Below are 16,817 nucleotides of genomic sequence, written 5' to 3'. Positions count from 1 at the left end.
GACATTCATCGCACCCAACTCACGTGAAAGGCCTCGCCCATGGGCATTCGGAGCTTGCTGCGCAAGGTGTTCGGCCGTGACGTCACGGAGCAGGACGGCCGGACGACGGCCACGGTCCCGCCCCAGGGCGAGCGCACCCGGCCCGCGGAGTCGGAGTCGGTGGCGGTGGACGAACCGGTTGTGCAGGCCGAGCCGGATCCCGAACCCGCCCCGGCCGCCAAGGTCTCGGTACCGGCCCCGGCCTCCCCCACCTCGTCCCGGTCCACCTCGTCCGGGTCCGCCACGTCCCAGTCCGCCAAGGACGACGGCGATCTGGCGACGGATCTGGTGGCAGCCGCCTTCGACAAGGCCGCCGCCCCCGCACCCAGGGCCACACCCACGGTGCCGTCGCAGGGCTCCGGGCCCAGGACGAAGGCCGCGGAGGCGAAGACGGAACCGAAACTGGAACCGGAGTCGAAGTCGGAGCCGAAGTCGGAGCCGAAGCCGGAGCCGAAGTCGGAGTCGGAGTCGAAGCCGGTCGAGGAAGCGGCGGATGCCGTGGCCCCGGAGCCCGTTGAGGTTCCGGCAGCGGCCCCCGCCGCCGTGGAGCCGGTCGCCGCCGAGGTCACGACTGAAGCCGAGGCCGAAGTCCCCGCCCCCGCCGAGCCGGTCGCCGCCGAGCCGGTCGCCGCCGCGACCGCGCCCGAGCCGATCACCATCGACATGGACCCGGCCCCCGAACCGGAACCGGAACTCGTACCCGAAGCGGAGCCCGAACCGGCCGCCGCAGCCGCCGCGGCCGCCCCGGCCTCCGCACCCGCCGCCCCCGTCGCCGCCTCGGAGACTCCGGAGATCGCGGAGATCACGGAGATCACGGTGACCCCCGTGTCCCCCGTGTCCCCCGCCGACGGCAAGCCCGCGCTCTCCCTCGCCCGGGTCAAGTCCCGCGCACCGGAGCTCGTCGCCCCGTACAAGGCCGCCCAGGCCGGGCTGAAGGCGCACGGGCTGACCGGCCTGCGCGCCACCGTCTACCTGGTCCTGGACCGCTCCGGCTCCATGCGGCCGTTCTACAAGGACGGCAGCGCGCAGCACCTGGGCGACCGCACCCTCGCTCTCGCCGCGCACCTGGACGAGAGCGCCACCGTCCAGGTCGTCTTCTTCTCGACGGACATCGACGGCACCGGCACGGTCGAGCTGTCCGGCCACGAGGGCCGGATCGACGAGCTGAACGCGGGCCTCGGCCGGCTCGGCCGGACGAACTACCACCGCGCCGTCGAGGAGGTCGTCGCGCACTACGAGAAGACCGAGGCCACCGGCCCGGCGCTGGTGATCTTCCAGACGGACGGCCCGCCGGACGCCAAGCAGGCCGCCCGCCAGGCCCTGACGGACGCGGCACGGCTGCCGCTGTTCTTCCAGTTCGTCGCGTTCGGCGACGCGGACGGGAAGAGCTTCGACTTCCTGCGGAAGCTGGACGCCCCGAACGCCGGCTTCTTCCACGCGGGCCCCGCCCCGCGCGAGGTCGCGGACGCCGCGTTCTACCGCGAGGTGCTCGCCGCGCTGCCCGCCTGGGTCGCCGCCGGAGCCTGATCGGCCGGCAGGCGTACGGTCACGGCGAGCCCGCCCTCCGGGCCCGGCACCGCCGTGACCGTACCGCCGTGCGCCACTGCTACAGAACGTACGATCGAAAGACCGAGCCCGGAGCCGGGCCCCATCCGGTCCCTGCCCTCGCCCCGCCGGAACGGCTCGAACAGCCCGGGAATGTCCGCCCCGTCCACCACCGGACCGGTGTTGCGCACCACGAGCACCCCGTTCCCGCCCCCGGTGGCCAGCGACACCTCCACCGTCCCGCCGGGCACGTTGTACGTCACCGCGTTGGCCAGCAGATTGCCCACCAGCTGGGCCAGCAGCATCCGGTTCCCCAGCACCGCGCAGGGCACGGTCTCGACCGTCACCCCCGGATGCCGGCCCGCCTCCTCCGCCACCACCCGGGCCAGGTCCACGTCCTCCCGCTCGCCCTTCGCGAGCCCGCGCTCGCTGCGCGCCAGCACCAGCAGTCCCTCGATGAGCCGCTCGCTGCGCCGGTTGTTGTCCAGGAGCGTCTGCCGGGTCCGCACGAGGTCGTCCGGCGTCGGGTCGTCCAGGCCGACCTGGATCGCCGCCCGCTGGGTGGCCAGTGGGGTCCGCAGCTCGTGCGAGGCGTTGGCGATGAACCGCCGCTGGCTGTCGAAGGCCCTCTCCAGCCGGGCGAGCAGCGCGTCGAGCGTGTCGCCGAGCTCCCTGAGCTCGTCGTCGGGGCCGCTGGAGGCGATCCGCTCGTGCAGCGTGTGCTCGGAGAGCCTGCGCGCCTTGGCGGTCATGGCGTGGACGGGCCGCAGGACCCGCCCCGCGGTCCACCATCCGACACCCACCGCGCAGGCCGTCATCACGAGCAGCGAGGCGGCGGACCAGATGAGCAGCTGATGACCGGCCGCGTCGCTGACGTGGTCGGTGAGGTCGTAGACGGTCGGCGGGCCGAGGTTCCGGCGGGTGACGAGGGGGCCGTTCACCGCGTAGCCGGGCTGGACGACCGCGGCCGTGCGGGCGATGGAGCGGGCCTGCGAGTCCGTACCGGCGCGGGAGGCCAGGTTGACGGTGACGAGCAGGGCCGTGCCGAGCACCAGGAACACCCCGCCGTACACGAGCGCGATCCGGGTCCTGATCGTGGAGTGCGGCACCCGGGCCGGACGCTTCACAGGGCGTACCCGACACCCTGCACGGTGCGGATCACCGCCGGTTCGCCGAGTTTGCCGCGCAGCTTGCTCATGCAGACGCGGACGGCCCCGGTGAAGGGGTCGGCATTGGCGTCCCAGGCCCGCTCCAGCAGCTCCTCCGCGCTCACCGTCCCGCCATCAGCCTCCAGCAGCAGCTGCAGCACGGTGAACTCCTTCGGCGAGAGGTCCAGCTCCCGCCCGTCGCGGGACGCGGTACGGCGTACGGTGTCGAGCCGGATTCCGTACCGCTCCAGCTGCGGCGGTACGGGGCGGGCGCTGCGCCGCCGCAGCGCGCGTACCCGCGAAACGAGTTCGGGGAACTCGAACGGCTTGCCGAGATAGTCGTCGGCGCCCAGGTCGAGCCCGGAGACCCGGTCCTCCATGGACCCGGCGGCGGTGAGCATCAGGATTCTGGTCCGGGAGCCGGAGGCCACGAGGCCGCGGGCCACGTCGTCGCCGTGCACCCGGGGCAGGTCGCGGTCCAGGACGACGACGTCGTAGTCGTGCAGCCCCAGATAGGCCTGGGCGGCATCACCGCTGTACACCGTGTCGACGGCGAACCCCGCCCGCCGCAGCCCGGTGGCGACCAGCTCCGCCAGGATCTCCTCGTCCTCGGCGACCAGTACCCGCATCGTGATGTCCTCTGCCTCGTGCATGCGTGTCCACTCCATCCCAGGATGCGTCTTTGCTACGGGAAGCGATGTTTCGCAAAGCTCTCCGAGAAGCTCGCCGCGAAGCGCTCCGCGCCCGGCGCCGGGTTTATCGGTGCGAGTGGACCTCCCCCGGACCGTTAGGATTTCGACCATGGCGGCCACTGGATCAGAGAAGCAGGGGGGCGAGGACGTGCGGAGTTTCTACGTCTCGACCCCCATTTACTACGTCAACGACGCTCCTCACCTGGGCCACGCCTACACGACCGTCGCAGGCGACGTGCTCACCCGCTGGCACCGTCAGCGCGGCGAGAAGGTGTGGTACCTCACCGGCACGGACGAGCACGGTCAGAAGATCATGCGCACGGCCGAGGCGAACAACGTCACACCCCAGGCGTGGTGCGACAAGCTCGTCGAGGAGGCCTGGAAGCCCCTCTGGGAGCACCTCGGCATCGCGAACGACGACTTCATCCGTACCACGGAGAAGCGGCACACCGACCGTGTGCAGGAGTTCGTGCAGGACCTGTACGACAAGGACGAGATCTACAAGGGCGGATACGAAGGCCCGTACTGCGTGGGCTGCGAGGAGTACAAGCTCCCCGGCGACCTGATCGAGGCGGAGGACGGCACGAAGCTGTGCCCGATCCACAAGAAGCCGGTGGAGATCCTCAAGGAGGAGAACTACTTCTTCAAGCTCAGCGCGTACGGCCCGAAGCTGCTGGAGTTCTACGCGGCCAACCCCGGCTTCATCCAGCCCGAGTCGGCCCGCAACGAGATCGTGAACTTCGTCAAGCAGGGTCTCCAGGACCTGTCGATCTCGCGCTCGACCTTCGACTGGGGCGTCCCGGTCCCGTGGGACGACAAGCACGTCATCTACGTATGGGTCGACGCGCTGCTCAACTACGCGACGGCGGTCGGCTACGGCGCCAACCAGGAGAAGTTCGACGGTACGTTCCCGGCGAACGTGCACCTGATCGGCAAGGACATCCTGCGGTTCCACTCGGTCATCTGGCCGGCGATGCTGATGGCGCAGGGGCTGCCGCTGCCCGGCAAGGTCGTCGCCAACGGCTGGCTGATGGTCGGCGGCGAGAAGATGTCGAAGTCGAACCTGACGGGCATCAAGCCGCAGGATCTGACCTCGCACTTCGGCGTGGACGCCTACCGCTGGTACTTCCTGCGGGCCATCGCGTACGGCAGCGACGGCTCGTTCTCCTGGGAGGACTTCACCGCCCGCTACACCTCCGAGCTCGCCAACGACTACGGCAACCTGGCCTCGCGCCTCGCGGCCATGGTCGGCAAGTACTACGGCGGTGCGCTCCCCGGGGCCACGGCCGCGGGTGAGGCCGAGCAGGCGGTGCGGGACGGGCTGGCGAAGGCCGTCGCGACGGCCGACCGGAAGATCGGCGAGGAGCTGGACTTCCAGGGCGGCATCCTGGCGATCTTCGACTTCGTGAAGCAGGTCAACGGCTACATCACGGAGCAGGAGCCCTGGAAGGTCGCCAAGGACGAGTCGCCCGAGGGCCGGGCCCGTCTCGCGACGATCCTGTACACGGCCGCCGAGGCGCTGCGCGGTGTCGCGGTCCTGCTGAACCCCGTCATGCCGGACACCTCGCAGAAGCTGTGGGAGTGCCTGGGCGCCGAGGAGTCCCTGGGCGCGCTCTCCGGACAGCGTGTGCAGGAAGCCGCCGGCTGGGGCCGGCTGCCGGCGGGCGCGACGGTGACGAAGGGCGCGGTGCTGTTCCCGCGCCTGGAGGAGAAGCCCGAGTAAGGGGTTCGTACGTACGCGAGAAGGGGCGGGACCACACTGACGGTCCCGCCCCTTCTCGCGTGCCGGGCTCCGGCTCCGGCTCCGGCTCCGGCTCCGGTCAGCGGACCCAGTTCTTGAGCGGTTCGGTGTCCAGCTCGATGCCCACCGGGTCGGGCAGCCGGACCGTCTTGCCGAACGGGACCGTCACCACCGTCTCGTACCGCACACCGTCCGGCTGGGAGTGCACGAACTCCAGTCGCAGCGCTTCTTCCGCGCGTATGGCATGACGGGCCAGGTCCTCGAAGACCTCCTGTGTCAGCACACCGTCGTCGACCACGCTCACGCCTGCCTCCTCGAGAGCCGGTCGGGCAGTCTCCAGGTTACGGTCCGCGGACCTGGCGCGCAGCGACTTCAGCCGCCCAGGGACGCGGCGTCCCCCATCACGACGACGGGGTCCTTGGCCGGGTCGAGGAGGCTCAGCAGCTCCTTCATCCGGTCCTCGCTGATCGAGACGCAGCCCTGGGTGGGGCCGCCGTGGTCGACGTGGATCCAGATGCCGCCGCCACGCTCCGTGCCGAGCGGACGGGTGTGGTCCAGGGGGGAGGTGCCGGGGAGGCGGTTGTAGTCGATGGCGATGACGTAGTCGAAGGAACCCTCCAGCGGCTCCCCGTGGAAGCCCTCGCCCTCCACCGTGAAGTCCGGGCTCAGGTCGTACGGGAACACCGTGGACGGGGGATCGAGCCGGCCGCCCGCCGCGGTCAGCGTGTAGACGCCGACGGGTGAGCGCAGATCGCCCTCCCAGTGCTCGGCCGTCCAGCCGTTCAGGGCGTTGTGGGCGGCCCAGGGCGCCGTGGCCCGCCAGTCCGCGGCGGGGCCGTCCCGGGTGTAGAGCACGGCGGTGGAGCGGCTGGAGTCCGGGGACTCGCCCGTGACGACGAACACCTGCCGGGTGCCTGCCGGGATCGCCGCCCTGGTCCGCGGGCCGAGCCCCGGGATCTCCCGCGGCGGGGCGGGCGACGCTCTGGGCGGTGCGGCGGCGGGCCCGGCCGCCGACGCGCCGCCCGCCGACGGGCCGGGAGCGCCCGCGGTCCTCGTGGGGGCACCGCGCTCACGAGAACCGACGACGCCGCCCGTTCCGCACGCGGCCAGCAGCAGGACGAAGACGGCACAGACGACGTACGGGAGCCGCAGGGGAACGCTCGGACGGGGCACGGACACGGTGGCTCCTCAGCAGTCGGCGGCGAAGCCGCGGGGGCTTTGCGGACGCGGCGTGAGGTCCGCTGTGCCGATGTCGGCCCAGGCAGTCTTTGCCGCAGCCGGGACCGGCCAATCCGGCACCGGGGCCATCCGGCTGTACCCGTTCGCGTGATTCATGCACTTGTATGCGCGCAGCCCTTGTCGGTGCACGTCTGTCGGCGCACATCACGAAGGGCCCGGAACCGGGTACTGCTCCGGTTCCGGGCCCTTCGGCTCCGCGGGGGAACGGAGGCCTGAGGAGGCGTCGGTGGGCCGATCGGCGCGATCGGGTCAGGTCGGTGCGATCACATCCCCGTCCCGTCCTGCGTCCCGTCCGGGTCCACGCCCATGGTGATCGAGCCGACGACACCGCGCGCCATGTGGTTCTTCCGGTACGAGAGCTTCATCAGCCCGCCCGTGACACCGCTCTGGTCGTAGATGGTGTCCTCGGTGAGGGTCGTGCGGGTGGTGGTGCTGGCCGAGTACGGCTCGGCCTTCGCCGAGTCGAGGACCGCGGACTCCGCGAAGAAGAACTGGCCGGTGTGGCAGGTGTGCCCGCCCTCGTACCCGGCGTCGGTCATCCTGCCGCCGACGTGCACCTTGGTGTGGATGTGCACGGCACGGCCCTGGTACCAGCCCGGGAAGATCGTCCGGAACTCCACGTACCCGTGCTGGTCGGTGAGCTGAGTGCCCCGCAGATAGCGCTCGTCGTCGGTGGGCTCGCTGTGCCCGCCGCCACCGCCGCCGGGGCCGCCGGGGCCGCCGGTCGGGGGCGTACCGGTGGGGGCGCCGGTCGGTGCGTCCGTGGGGGCGCCGGTCGGCGGGGTGCCGCCGCCCGGACCGCCGGGACCGCCCGTGCTCATGCTCTCGTATCCGGAGTAGACGCCCAGGGCGTCGCAGTGCCAGATGTCGACGGCCGCCCGCTTGAGCGGCTTGCAGGTGTCGGAGTCGATCACCTTGAGGCGGAGGGTCATCGGGATGCCCTCCTTGTCCTCGGTGATGTCCTTACGGATCTTGTCGGCGTCGATGTAGTACGGGCCCTCGGTGGTCTCCGAGGTGAGCCGGTAACACGCCTCGCCCTGCCCGGTGGGCTTCTTCCCGCCGCCGCTGCCGCCACGTTCGCCGCCGCTCTCACCGGCCGAGGCGTTCGCGACGGCTCCGGCTCCGATTCCGGCCGCGGCCACGGCCGCGCCACCGGCGAGGATCATCCGGCGACGGGTCAGATCCTTCTTGTGCGCGGGTCCCTGATTCTCTGTCATGCAGGGGAGGCTAGGGAGCCCAGCTGGCAGGGGCGTGAGCACAGGCTGTGGGTTCCTGTGTGATTGCGGTGCGGGCCGCATCCCCGTGTGGGCAGGCCGTCCGGTGCGGGCAGTCGGCACGGCCGGGACACGGAACAGCCCCCGGCCGGGTGGCCAGGGGCTGTTTCACGTGAAACCCGGTGCAGCTGACGGGCTACTTCTCGGTGGCGTCCTTCGCGGGCGCGACCGGCTTGCGGAGCTGGATGTTCAGCTCGCGCAGCCGGGTCTCGTCCAGCACCGTGGGAGCACCCATCATCAGGTCCTGGGCGTTGCCGTTCAGCGGGAAGGCGATCGTCTCGCGGATGTTGGGCTCGTCGGCCAGCAGCATCACGATGCGGTCGACACCCGGGGCGATGCCACCGTGCGGCGGGGCGCCGAGGCGGAAGGCGCGGAGCATGCCCGCGAACTCGTGCTCGACGGTCTCGCGGTCGTAACCGGCGATCTCGAAGGCCTTGAGCATCAGCTCGGGCTCGTGGTTACGGATGGCGCCGGAGGACAGCTCGATGCCGTTGCAGACGATGTCGTACTGCCAGGCGAGGATGTCGAGCGGGTCCTTCTCCTCAAGGTCCTTCAGGCCGCCCTGGGGCATCGAGAAGGGGTTGTGCGAGAAGTCGATCTTCCCGGTGTCCTCGTCCTTCTCGTACATCGGGAAGTCGACGATCCAGCAGAAGCGGAAGACGCCGTCCTCGAAGTGACCGGCGCGCTTGGCCGCCTCGACGCGGACGACCGACATGATCTTGGAGACCTCGTCGAACTCGCCGGCGCCGAAGAACACGGCGTGGCCGGGGACGAGGGAGAGCCGCTCGGTGAGGGTCTTGACGTCCGTCTCGGTGAGGAACTTGGCGATCGGGCCCGCCAGCTTGCCGTCCTCGCCGACCCGGACCCAGGCGAGGCCCTTGGCGCCGTGCTCGACCGCGTAGTCGCCGAGGCCGTCGAAGAACTTCCGGGACTGGCCCGCGGTGTCCGGCACCGGGAGGGCGCGGACGTGCTTGCCGGCGAACGCCTTGAACTCCGAGTCCGCGAAGACGTCGGAGATGTCCACGAGCTCCAGCTTGGCGCGCAGGTCCGGCTTGTCGTTGCCGTACTTCAGCATCGACTCGCGGAACGGGATGCGCGGGAAGGGCGAGGTGACGTGGCGGCCGTTGCCGAACTCCTCGAAGAGCTCGGTCATCAGCCTCTCGATCGGGCGGAAGACGTCCTCCTGCTCGACGAAGGACATCTCGACGTCGAGCTGGTAGAACTCGCCGGGCGACCGGTCGGCACGGGCGTCCTCGTCGCGGAAGCACGGCGCGATCTGGAAGTAGCGGTCGAAGCCGGAGATCATCAGCAGCTGCTTGAACTGCTGCGGGGCCTGCGGCAGCGCGTAGAACTTGCCCGGGTTCAGCCGGGACGGGACGACGAAGTCACGGGCGCCCTCGGGGGAGGTCGCGGTGAGGATCGGCGTCGCCATCTCGTTGAAGCCGAGGGCCACCATCTTGGAGCGGATCGAGGCGATGACGGAGGAGCGCAGCATGATGTTGCGGTGCATGCGCTCGCGGCGCAGGTCGAGGAAGCGGTACTCCAGACGCCGCTCCTCGTTCACCCCGTCCTCGGCGTTGATCGTGAAGGGCAGCGGGGCGGCCTCGCCCAGCACCTCGACCTCGGTGACCTCGATCTCGATCTCGCCGGTCGGGAGCTCCGGGTTGACGTTGTCGGCGCCGCGGGCGGACACCTTGCCGTCGATCCGTACGACGGTCTCCTTGGTGAGCTTCGCCAGGGCGTCGTTGCCGGGCGTGCCGGGGCGGGCGACGAGCTGCACCAGACCGTAGTGGTCGCGCAGATCGATGAAGAGGATGCCACCCAGGTCTCGGCGATTGTGCAGCCAGCCGCTCAGCCGGACGTCGGTGCCGACGTCAGAGGCGCGGAGCTCGCCGCAGGTGTGGGACCTGTACCGATGCATCGTCGTTCATCCAGTCTTCGCGGTTGGGGGCGGATACAGCCACCCCAGGCTACCGCCCGCGACCGGACCGTTTCATTGCCATTGTCCCCAGCAAGATCACCGGTGGACCCGGGACGGGCGACCCTCGGTGGCGTTTGGGCCGTACATCTTCATAAAGTGGGGCAATGCGCACCGAGGATGTCCTGGCCGCGACCGCGACCGGTCTTTGGCGCTGGGACAACGCAGCCGGGACGGTCACGCTCGACGCGGAGGCGGCCCGGCTGCTGGAGCTGCCCTCCGAGCCAGGTGCCTTCCGTGAGTCGGAGGTGCGCTCCCGCTTCCATCCCGTCGACTGGAACGAGGTCTACGGGGTGGTCAACCTGGCCGTCGCGGAGGACACGCTCGCCGAGGCCCGGCTGCGGATCGTGGACGAGCGCGGCCGGGTGCTGCGTACCGTACGGAGCCGCTCCAAGCCGCTCCCGGCCGACGGCGGCGCGGACTACGTGCTGGTCGGCACCCTCCAGGAGGTCGCCGAGCCGCAGCCCGGCACCACCGGGGCGCACACCCCGATCACCGGCGACTGGCGCCGGTCCCGGGAGGCGTTCCTGCTGGACGCGGGGCGGGCGCTGGCCGAGGCCCGGTCGACGGAGGAGGTGCTGCGGGTGGCCTACTCGCTCTCCATGCCCGGATTCTCGCCGGAGGGACTGGCCGTCTTCGGGGTCGAGGGCGAACGGCTGACGATCGTCGGGCACCACGGTCAGCACGCCGGTGACGAGGGCCCCTTCAACGACATGCCGCTGGAGACCGACTACCCGGCCGCGGAGGTCGTACGGACGGGGCGGGCGATCTATCTGCCCACCGCCGAGGACTACTACGCCCGCTACCCGGCCGCCTGGCCGCTGGCCCGCCGGTTCGAGCGCCACTCCTGGGCCTTCCTGCCGCTGATCGTGGCGGGGCGCACGATGGGCGCCTGGATGGCCGGCTTCCGGCATCCGGTGGCGTTCTCGCCGGACGAGCGGTCCGTGCTGACGACGGTGGCCCGGATGCTCGCACAGGCGCTGGCCCGCGCCGGGATCGCCGAGACCGAGCGAGAGCTCTCGCAGGGGCTCCAGCGCACGATGATGCCGTCCCTGGTGCTCAGCGTCCCGGGGATGACGGTGGCCGCACGCTATGTGCCGACCGGCGGCGGGCTCCAGGTCGGCGGCGACTGGTACGACATGATTCCGCTCCCCAACGGCCGTATCGCCCTCGTCATCGGCGACGTCCAGGGCCACGACGTGCGGGCGGCGGCGGTGATGGGCCAGTTGCGGATCGCCCTGCGCGCGTACGCCTCCGAGGGGCACCGCCCGGACGCGGTGCTCTCGCGGGCCTCGCGCTTCCTCTCCGGGCTCACCGACGCGCACGACGACGCGGAGCACACCGGAGCGCGCTTCGCGACGTGCCTGTACGCGGAGGCCGACCCGGAAACCGGCACGCTCGACATCGCACGGGCCGGGCACCCCGACCCCGTGGTGATGACCCCGGACGGGACCGCGGTCATCCGGCAGACGGCGGGCGGGCTCCCACTGGGCATCCAGGCGGACACCGACTACCCGACGACCCGGGTCACGCTGGAGGCCGGGGAAACGATCATGCTCTGCACGGACGGGCTGATCGAGACCGGCGGGCACGACCTGGCCACCGGCTGGGTCCGGCTCCGGCCGATCCTGGAGCGGCACACCGACGATCTGGAGAAGCTCGCGGACGCCTTGGTGCAGGCGGTGCACGGGCCGGCCTCGCACTACACGACGGGCCCGCTCGCGGACCGGCGCGAGGACGACGTCGCGGTGCTGCTGCTGCGCCGCGAGGGCACCACGTCCCTGCGGACCGCGCCGCGGCGGACCGCGCTGACCATCGCCCAGGCCGAACCGGAGCGGATCTCGGCGGCCCGGCAGCAGGTGCGCGAGATGCTGCACGACTGGGCGGACCCGGAGCAGGTCGACTCGGCCGTGCTGATGATCTCCGAGATGGCCACGAACGTGCTGGTCCACACGGACGGGGACGCGCTGCTGGTCGCCCAGGCCAGCGGGGAGCACGGGGAGCGGCGGCTGCGGGTGGAGGTGGCCGACGGCAGCAACGAACTGCCGCACAAGCGGCGGCCCGGGGAGATGGCGTCCAGCGGGCGGGGTCTGGTGCTGATGGAGATGCTCGCGGATGCGTGGGGGGTCGATCCGCGGGGTGCGGGCAAGTCGATCTGGTTCGAGCTGTACGAGTCGGCGGAGCCGGTGGAACTGGTGGAACTGGCGGGGGTGCAGCCGGTTCCGGAGCTGGAGCCAGAACCGGAACCGGACCGGTAGCCCCCCTCGGGCGCCAGGCTTCCGTGCTCAGGCGCCGGACGGGCTCGGAGGTGCGCCGGGGGACGTGTCCGGGGCGGGGGCTTCCGCGTCCGGGGGGGCTGGTGGGGGCAGCTGGCCCTTGCGCAGTTCGCCGAGGATGCCGAACGCCGCCGCGCACAACGGGACCGCGAGCAGCATCCCCAGCAGGCCCGCCACGCTCGCGCCCGCCGTCAGCGCGATCATGATCGTGGCGGGGTGCATCTGGACCGTACGGCTCTGGATCATCGGCTGGAGGACGTGGCCCTCCATCACCTGTACGGCGAGCACCACCCCGAGCGCCCAGAGCGCGATCACGAAACCCCGGTCCGCGAGCGCCACCAGGACCGCGACGGCGCCCGAGATGAAGGCCCCGAGGTACGGGATGTAGGCGCCGACCAGGACCAGCGCACCCAGCCCCACCGCACCGGGCACCCGCAGGATCAGCAGGCCGACCGTGATGCAGACGGCGTCGATGAGCGCGATGAACGTCGTACCGCGCATGAAGCCCTCGACGGCCTCGAACGCCCGCCGGCCCATCGCCTCGACCAGGTCGCCGGCGCCGCGCGGGGCGATGGAGTGCGCGAGCTGCGCGGCCCGGTCGGAGTCGCGCAGGAAGAAGAAGGTCAGCAGGAGCGCGAGCACGCTCGTGGCGATGAGCGAACCGACCAGGCTGAGGCCGCTCAGCAGCCCGCCCGCGGCGCTCGCGCCGAACTTCTCGACGAGCTTCTTGCCGCTGGTGGCCAGGTCGTCCACATTCGTGTTGCCGGTGACGCCGAAGTGGTCGACGACCCACTGAGCGGCTTCCTTCAGCGACCGGACGATCTGGTCGCCGGTGTCGATGAGCGCGGTGACGACGATGTAGCCGGCGCCGCCGACCACCGCGACGAGAAGGACGCAGGTGAACCCGGCCGCCACCGAACGGTTCACCCCGTGCGCGGTGAGCCTGCGGTGGACCGGACCGAGCAGCGCCGTACCGAGCAGCGCGAGCAGGACGGGGGTGACGGCGGTCTTGAGGGCGACACACAGCCAGATGGCCACCGCGGCGACGCCGGCGACCAGCAGGACGACACCGCACCAGGCGGCCAGTCGCCGCGCACCGATGGGCAGGAGGGGCTTCTGGGTCTGCACCCTCCCACCCGATCACGCCGCGGGGGCGATGTCCCGCTCGCGCCGCCGTACGAGTGACGCACCGTCATACGGCGGCGGCGCGGCTCACATCCCGTGGACGGCGGGCACGGTGCCGAGGCGGCCGGCCTGGAAGTCCTCGAAGGCCTCCTTCAGTTCGGCCTGGCTGTTCATCACGAACGGCCCGTAGTGCGCCATCGGCTCCCGGATGGGACGCCCGCCGAGGAGGACGACCTCCAGCTCCGGGGTGTTGCCGTCCTGCTGCTCGTCCGCGCGGACGGTCAGCGAGGAGCCGGCGCCGAAGACGGCGGTCTGGCCCATGTGGACGGGCCTGCGGTCCTCGCCCACGGTGCCGCGGCCCGCGAGCACGTACGCGAGGCCGTTGAAGTCCTCGCGCCACGGCAGGGTCACCTCGGCGCCGGGGCGCACGGTGGCGTGGATCATCGTGATGGGGGTGTGGGTGACACCGGGGCCCTCGTGGCCGTCGAGCTCGCCCGCGATCACCCGGAGCAGCGCGCCGCCGTCCGGGGAGGCGAGCAGCTGGACCTGGCCACCGCGGATGTCCTGGTAGCGCGGGGCCATCATCTTGTCGGCCCTGGGCAGGTTCACCCAGAGCTGGAGGCCGTGGAAGAGGCCGCCCGACAGGACGAGCGACTCCGGCGGCGCCTCGATGTGGAGCAGCCCGGACCCGGCCGTCATCCACTGGGTGTCGCCGTTCTGGATGGTGCCGCCGCCACCGTTGGAGTCCTGGTGCACGAAGGTGCCGTCGATCAGGTACGTGACGGTCTCGAAGCCGCGGTGCGGGTGCCAGGGGGTGCCCTTGGGCTCACCGGCCGCGTACTCCACCTCGCCCATCTGGTCCATCATGATGAACGGGTCGAGGTGCTTGTAGTTGATCCCCGCGAATGCGCGGCGCACGGGGAATCCCTCGCCCTCGAACCCGCTGGGCGCCGTGGTCACGGCGAGCACGGGACGGGCCACGGCGTCGGCCGGGGCGGCGACCTTGGGCAGGGTCAGCGGGTTTTCGACGGTTACTGCGGGCATGGAAGCCACCTCCGGGGACTGTTCTGAAATCAATTTAGTTGAATGGTGAACATCCTGCAAGGCGGCTTTCATTCCCGCACCGCCCAAAACAGCTCCCGCACCGCCCAAAACAGCTCCCGCACCGCCCGGAACAGCGCAAGGGGCTCGTACCGCCGAGCGGTACGAGCCCCTTGCGAGGGGGAGTGGGCCGGCGGTCAGCCGTACATGCGGCGCATCGCGAAGTCGACCATCTGCTCCACGGCCTTGGCGTCGAAGACCATGCGGTGCTCGCCCTCCATGTCCAGGACGAAGCCGTAGCCGGTGGGCAGCAGGTCGATCACCTCGGCCCCGGTGATCACGAAGTACTTGGACTCCTTGCCCGCGTAGAGCCGCAGCTCCTTGAGCGTGGTGAACATCGGGATGACCGGCTGCTGGGTGTTGTGCAGCGCGAGGAAGCCCGGATTGTCACCGCGCGGGCAGTAGACCTTCGACGTCGCGAAGATCTGCTGGAAGTCCTCGGCGGCCAGCGAGCCGGTCGTGAAGGCCCGTACCGCGTCGCCCAGCGAGGGCGGCGAGGGTTCGGGATACAGCGGCTGCTCGCCGTAGCCGCCACCCATCGGCTGCTGTGCGCCCTGATTCTGGTCGTAGCCGTACATGGGACAAAGAGTAATCGGACACATCTCTGCCTCGGGGGGTTGCGTCTTATTACTGACGGGTAGCATCATCGTAGAGGTCAGCTGATACGTCCGGGCCCCGCCCCGACCGCGCGGCAGACCGGTATCCGCGAGCCCGTCGCCCGTTTCTCACCCTCCACGGGGCGCTGCGCGCCACTGCTATTGATTACGGAGCCTTCCCATGGGGCACTACAAGTCGAATCTCCGCGACATCGAGTTCAACCTCTTCGAGGTCCTCGGGCGCGACAAGCTGTACGGCACCGGACCGTTCGCGGAGATGGACGTCGAGACCGCGAAGAGCATCCTCGACGAGGTCGCCCGCCTCGCGGAGAACGAGCTCGCCGACTCCTACGCCGACGCCGACCGCAACCCCCCGGTCTTCGACCCGGAGACCAGCACCGCACCGGTCCCGGAGAGCTTCAAGAAGTCCTACCAGGCCTTCATGGACTCCGAGTACTGGCGCCTGGGCCTCCCCGAGGAGATCGGCGGCACGACCTCCCCGCGCTCCCTGATCTGGGGTTACGCGGAGCTTCTGCTCGGCGCCAACCCGGCCGTGTGGATGTACTCCTCCGGCCCGGCGTTCGCCGGCATCCTCTTCGACGAGGGCAACGAGGCACAGAAGAAGATCGCCGAGATCGCCGTCGAGAAGCAGTGGGGCTCGACGATGGTGCTGACCGAGCCGGACGCCGGTTCCGACGTCGGCGCGGGCCGCACGAAGGCCGTCGAGCAGGAGGACGGCTCCTGGCACATAGAGGGCGTGAAGCGCTTCATCACCTCGGGCGAGCACGACATGTCCGAGAACATCATTCACTACGTACTGGCCCGCCCCGAAGGTGCGGGACCGGGCACCAAGGGCCTGTCGCTCTTCATGGTCCCGAAGTTCCACTTCGACTGGACCACCGGCGAGCTGGGCGAGCGCAACGGCGTGTACGCGACGAACGTCGAGCACAAGATGGGCCTCAAGGCGTCCAACACCTGCGAGATGACGTTCGGCGACCAGCACCCCGCCAAGGGCTGGCTGATCGGTGACAAGCACGACGGCATCCGCCAGATGTTCCGCATCATCGAGTTCGCCCGCATGATGGTCGGCACGAAGGCCATCGCGGCGCTCTCGACGGGTTACCTGAACGCGCTGGAGTACGCCAAGGAGCGCGTCCAGGGCACCGACCTGTCGCAGTTCATGGACAAGACGGCCCCCAAGGTCACCATCACGCACCACCCCGACGTGCGCCGCTCGCTCATGACGCAGAAGGCGTACGCCGAGGGCATGCGCTCCCTCGTGCTGTACACCGCCTCCGTCCAGGACGCGATCCAGGAGAAGGAGGCCGCGGGCGAGGACGCGAAGGCGCTGCACGGCCTCAACGACCTGCTGCTGCCGATCGTGAAGGGCTACGGCTCGGAGAAGTCGTACGAGCAGCTGGCGCAGTCGCTCCAGACGTTCGGCGGCTCCGGGTACCTCCAGGAGTACCCGATCGAGCAGTACATCCGTGACGCCAAGATCGACACGCTGTACGAGGGCACGACGGCCATCCAGGGCCAGGACTTCTTCTTCCGGAAGATCGTCCGCGACCAGGGCGCCTCGCTCAACACGCTCTCCGAGGAGATCAAGAAGTTCCTCGCGGGCGCCCAGGGCAACGAGGAGCTGTCCGGCGCGCTGGACTCGCTCGCCAAGGCCGCCGTGGACCTGGAGGCGATCGTCGGCACGATGATCACCGACCTCACCGCGACCGGCGAGGACGTGAAGAACATCTACAAGGTGGGCCTGAACACCACCCGCCTGCTGCTGGCCTCCGGCGATGTCGTCGTCGGCTACCTGCTGCTCAAGGGCGCGTCCGTGGCCGCCGAGAAGCTGCCGACCGCCTCCGCCAAGGACGTCGCCTTCTACCGGGGCAAGATCGCCGCCGCGAAGTTCTTCGCCGCGAACGTCCTGCCGGGCGTCGGCGCCGAGCGCGCGCTCGCCGAGTCCGTCGACAACTCCCTGATGGAGCTGGACGAGGCCGCGTTCTAGGGCTTCCGCAGTTGGAATCGCCGACAGCACCGCCACCCGGACACGCTTCCGGGTG

General features: G+C 70.6%; 13 protein-coding genes. 4 read left to right on the top strand and 9 right to left on the bottom strand.

Annotation, left to right across the window (positions count from 1 at the left end; genetic code table 11):
• Nucleotides 1-39: 39 nt before the first annotated feature.
• Nucleotides 40-1,566 (top strand): VWA domain-containing protein, encoded by a 1,527-nt coding sequence (locus tag OG322_RS18800; protein WP_329306708.1) that lies wholly within the window; start codon nucleotides 40-42, stop codon nucleotides 1,564-1,566.
• On the opposite strand, the gene OG322_RS18795 is transcribed toward OG322_RS18800, so the two are convergent.
• Together OG322_RS18795 and OG322_RS18790 are read right to left on the bottom strand one after the other, a co-directional pair.
• Nucleotides 1,515-2,711 carry a sensor histidine kinase gene (locus OG322_RS18795; RefSeq protein WP_329306707.1) on the bottom strand — a complete coding sequence of 399 codons (1,197 nt, stop codon included), beginning with the start codon at nucleotides 2,709-2,711 and terminating at the stop codon, nucleotides 1,515-1,517. The genes OG322_RS18800 and OG322_RS18795 overlap by 52 nt on opposite strands.
• Nucleotides 2,708-3,361: a response regulator transcription factor gene (locus OG322_RS18790; protein WP_206432391.1), complete on the bottom strand. Its 654-nt coding sequence runs from the start codon at nucleotides 3,359-3,361 to the stop codon at nucleotides 2,708-2,710. The genes OG322_RS18795 and OG322_RS18790 overlap by 4 nt, the downstream gene beginning before the upstream one ends.
• 172 nt (nucleotides 3,362-3,533) lie before the next feature.
• On the opposite strand from OG322_RS18790, the gene metG reads away from it, so the two are divergent.
• Nucleotides 3,534-5,147, top strand: coding sequence for a methionine--tRNA ligase (metG, locus tag OG322_RS18785; protein ID WP_123460344.1), 1,614 nt, complete (start codon nucleotides 3,534-3,536; stop codon nucleotides 5,145-5,147).
• A 97-nt stretch (nucleotides 5,148-5,244) separates the two neighbouring features.
• Here the strand turns inward: metG and OG322_RS41580 are convergent, their stop codons facing one another.
• The 4 genes from OG322_RS41580 to aspS all read right to left on the bottom strand — a co-directional run bounded on the left by OG322_RS41580 (nucleotide 5,245) and on the right by aspS (nucleotide 9,599).
• The gene (locus OG322_RS41580) at nucleotides 5,245-5,469 is read right to left on the bottom strand and encodes a hypothetical protein (protein WP_124284494.1); all 225 of its coding nucleotides are present in this window, start codon (nucleotides 5,467-5,469) and stop codon (nucleotides 5,245-5,247) included.
• Between the two features lie 68 nt (nucleotides 5,470-5,537).
• Nucleotides 5,538-6,344, bottom strand: coding sequence for a L,D-transpeptidase family protein (locus OG322_RS18775; protein WP_124284495.1), 807 nt, complete (start codon nucleotides 6,342-6,344; stop codon nucleotides 5,538-5,540).
• A gap of 323 nt (nucleotides 6,345-6,667) precedes the next feature.
• Nucleotides 6,668-7,621, bottom strand: a complete 954-nt coding sequence (locus OG322_RS18770; protein WP_124284496.1) for an intradiol ring-cleavage dioxygenase — start codon at nucleotides 7,619-7,621, stop codon at nucleotides 6,668-6,670.
• A 193-nt stretch (nucleotides 7,622-7,814) separates the two neighbouring features.
• A complete protein-coding gene (gene aspS / locus OG322_RS18765; protein WP_329306706.1) occupies nucleotides 7,815-9,599 on the bottom strand; it encodes an aspartate--tRNA ligase in 1,785 nt (594 codons plus the stop codon).
• 164 nt (nucleotides 9,600-9,763) lie between these two features.
• On the opposite strand from aspS, the gene OG322_RS18760 reads away from it, so the two are divergent.
• Complete coding sequence (locus OG322_RS18760; protein ID WP_329306705.1) at nucleotides 9,764-11,914, top strand: ATP-binding SpoIIE family protein phosphatase; 2,151 nt, start codon at nucleotides 9,764-9,766, stop codon at nucleotides 11,912-11,914.
• A gap of 27 nt (nucleotides 11,915-11,941) precedes the next feature.
• Here OG322_RS18760 and OG322_RS18755 read toward each other — a convergent pair whose 3' ends face one another.
• The 3 genes from OG322_RS18755 to OG322_RS18745 form a co-directional block, all read right to left on the bottom strand.
• On the bottom strand, nucleotides 11,942-13,060 hold the full coding sequence (locus tag OG322_RS18755; RefSeq protein WP_123460350.1) for an AI-2E family transporter: 1,119 nt from the start codon (nucleotides 13,058-13,060) through the stop codon (nucleotides 11,942-11,944).
• 84 nt (nucleotides 13,061-13,144) lie between these two features.
• Nucleotides 13,145-14,101: a pirin family protein gene (locus tag OG322_RS18750; protein WP_123460351.1), complete on the bottom strand. Its 957-nt coding sequence runs from the start codon at nucleotides 14,099-14,101 to the stop codon at nucleotides 13,145-13,147.
• Nucleotides 14,102-14,295: 194 nt separating this feature from the next.
• A complete protein-coding gene (locus tag OG322_RS18745) occupies nucleotides 14,296-14,736 on the bottom strand; it encodes an SseB family protein (RefSeq protein ID WP_018522179.1) in 441 nt (146 codons plus the stop codon).
• Between the two features lie 199 nt (nucleotides 14,737-14,935).
• Here OG322_RS18745 and OG322_RS18740 point away from each other — a divergent pair, with 199 nt between their 5' ends.
• Entirely contained in the window at nucleotides 14,936-16,762 is a 1,827-nt protein-coding gene (locus OG322_RS18740; protein WP_123460352.1) for an acyl-CoA dehydrogenase, read from the top strand.
• Nucleotides 16,763-16,817: the final 55 nt, after the last annotated feature.

This window comes from Streptomyces sp. NBC_01260 (assembly GCF_036226405.1).
Classification (GTDB): domain Bacteria; phylum Actinomycetota; class Actinomycetes; order Streptomycetales; family Streptomycetaceae; genus Streptomyces; species Streptomyces laculatispora.
This window is presented reverse-complemented; position numbering and strand designations above follow the sequence as displayed.

Bases quoted from the DNA above. Each gene is read 5' to 3' on its own strand.
- OG322_RS18745 (WP_018522179.1), bottom strand. From the start codon at position 14,736: ATGTACGGCTACGACCAGAATCAGGGCGCACAGCAGCCGATGGGTGGC.
- metG (WP_123460344.1), top strand. From the start codon at position 3,534: ATGGCGGCCACTGGATCAGAGAAGCAGGGGGGCGAGGACGTGCGGAGT.
- OG322_RS18740 (WP_123460352.1), top strand. From the start codon at position 14,936: ATGGGGCACTACAAGTCGAATCTCCGCGACATCGAGTTCAACCTCTTC.
- OG322_RS18800 (WP_329306708.1), top strand. From the start codon at position 40: ATGGGCATTCGGAGCTTGCTGCGCAAGGTGTTCGGCCGTGACGTCACG.
- OG322_RS18770 (WP_124284496.1), bottom strand. From the start codon at position 7,621: ATGACAGAGAATCAGGGACCCGCGCACAAGAAGGATCTGACCCGTCGC.
- aspS (WP_329306706.1), bottom strand. From the start codon at position 9,599: ATGCATCGGTACAGGTCCCACACCTGCGGCGAGCTCCGCGCCTCTGAC.
- OG322_RS18750 (WP_123460351.1), bottom strand. From the start codon at position 14,101: ATGCCCGCAGTAACCGTCGAAAACCCGCTGACCCTGCCCAAGGTCGCC.
- OG322_RS18790 (WP_206432391.1), bottom strand. From the start codon at position 3,361: ATGCGGGTACTGGTCGCCGAGGACGAGGAGATCCTGGCGGAGCTGGTC.
- OG322_RS18760 (WP_329306705.1), top strand. From the start codon at position 9,764: ATGCGCACCGAGGATGTCCTGGCCGCGACCGCGACCGGTCTTTGGCGC.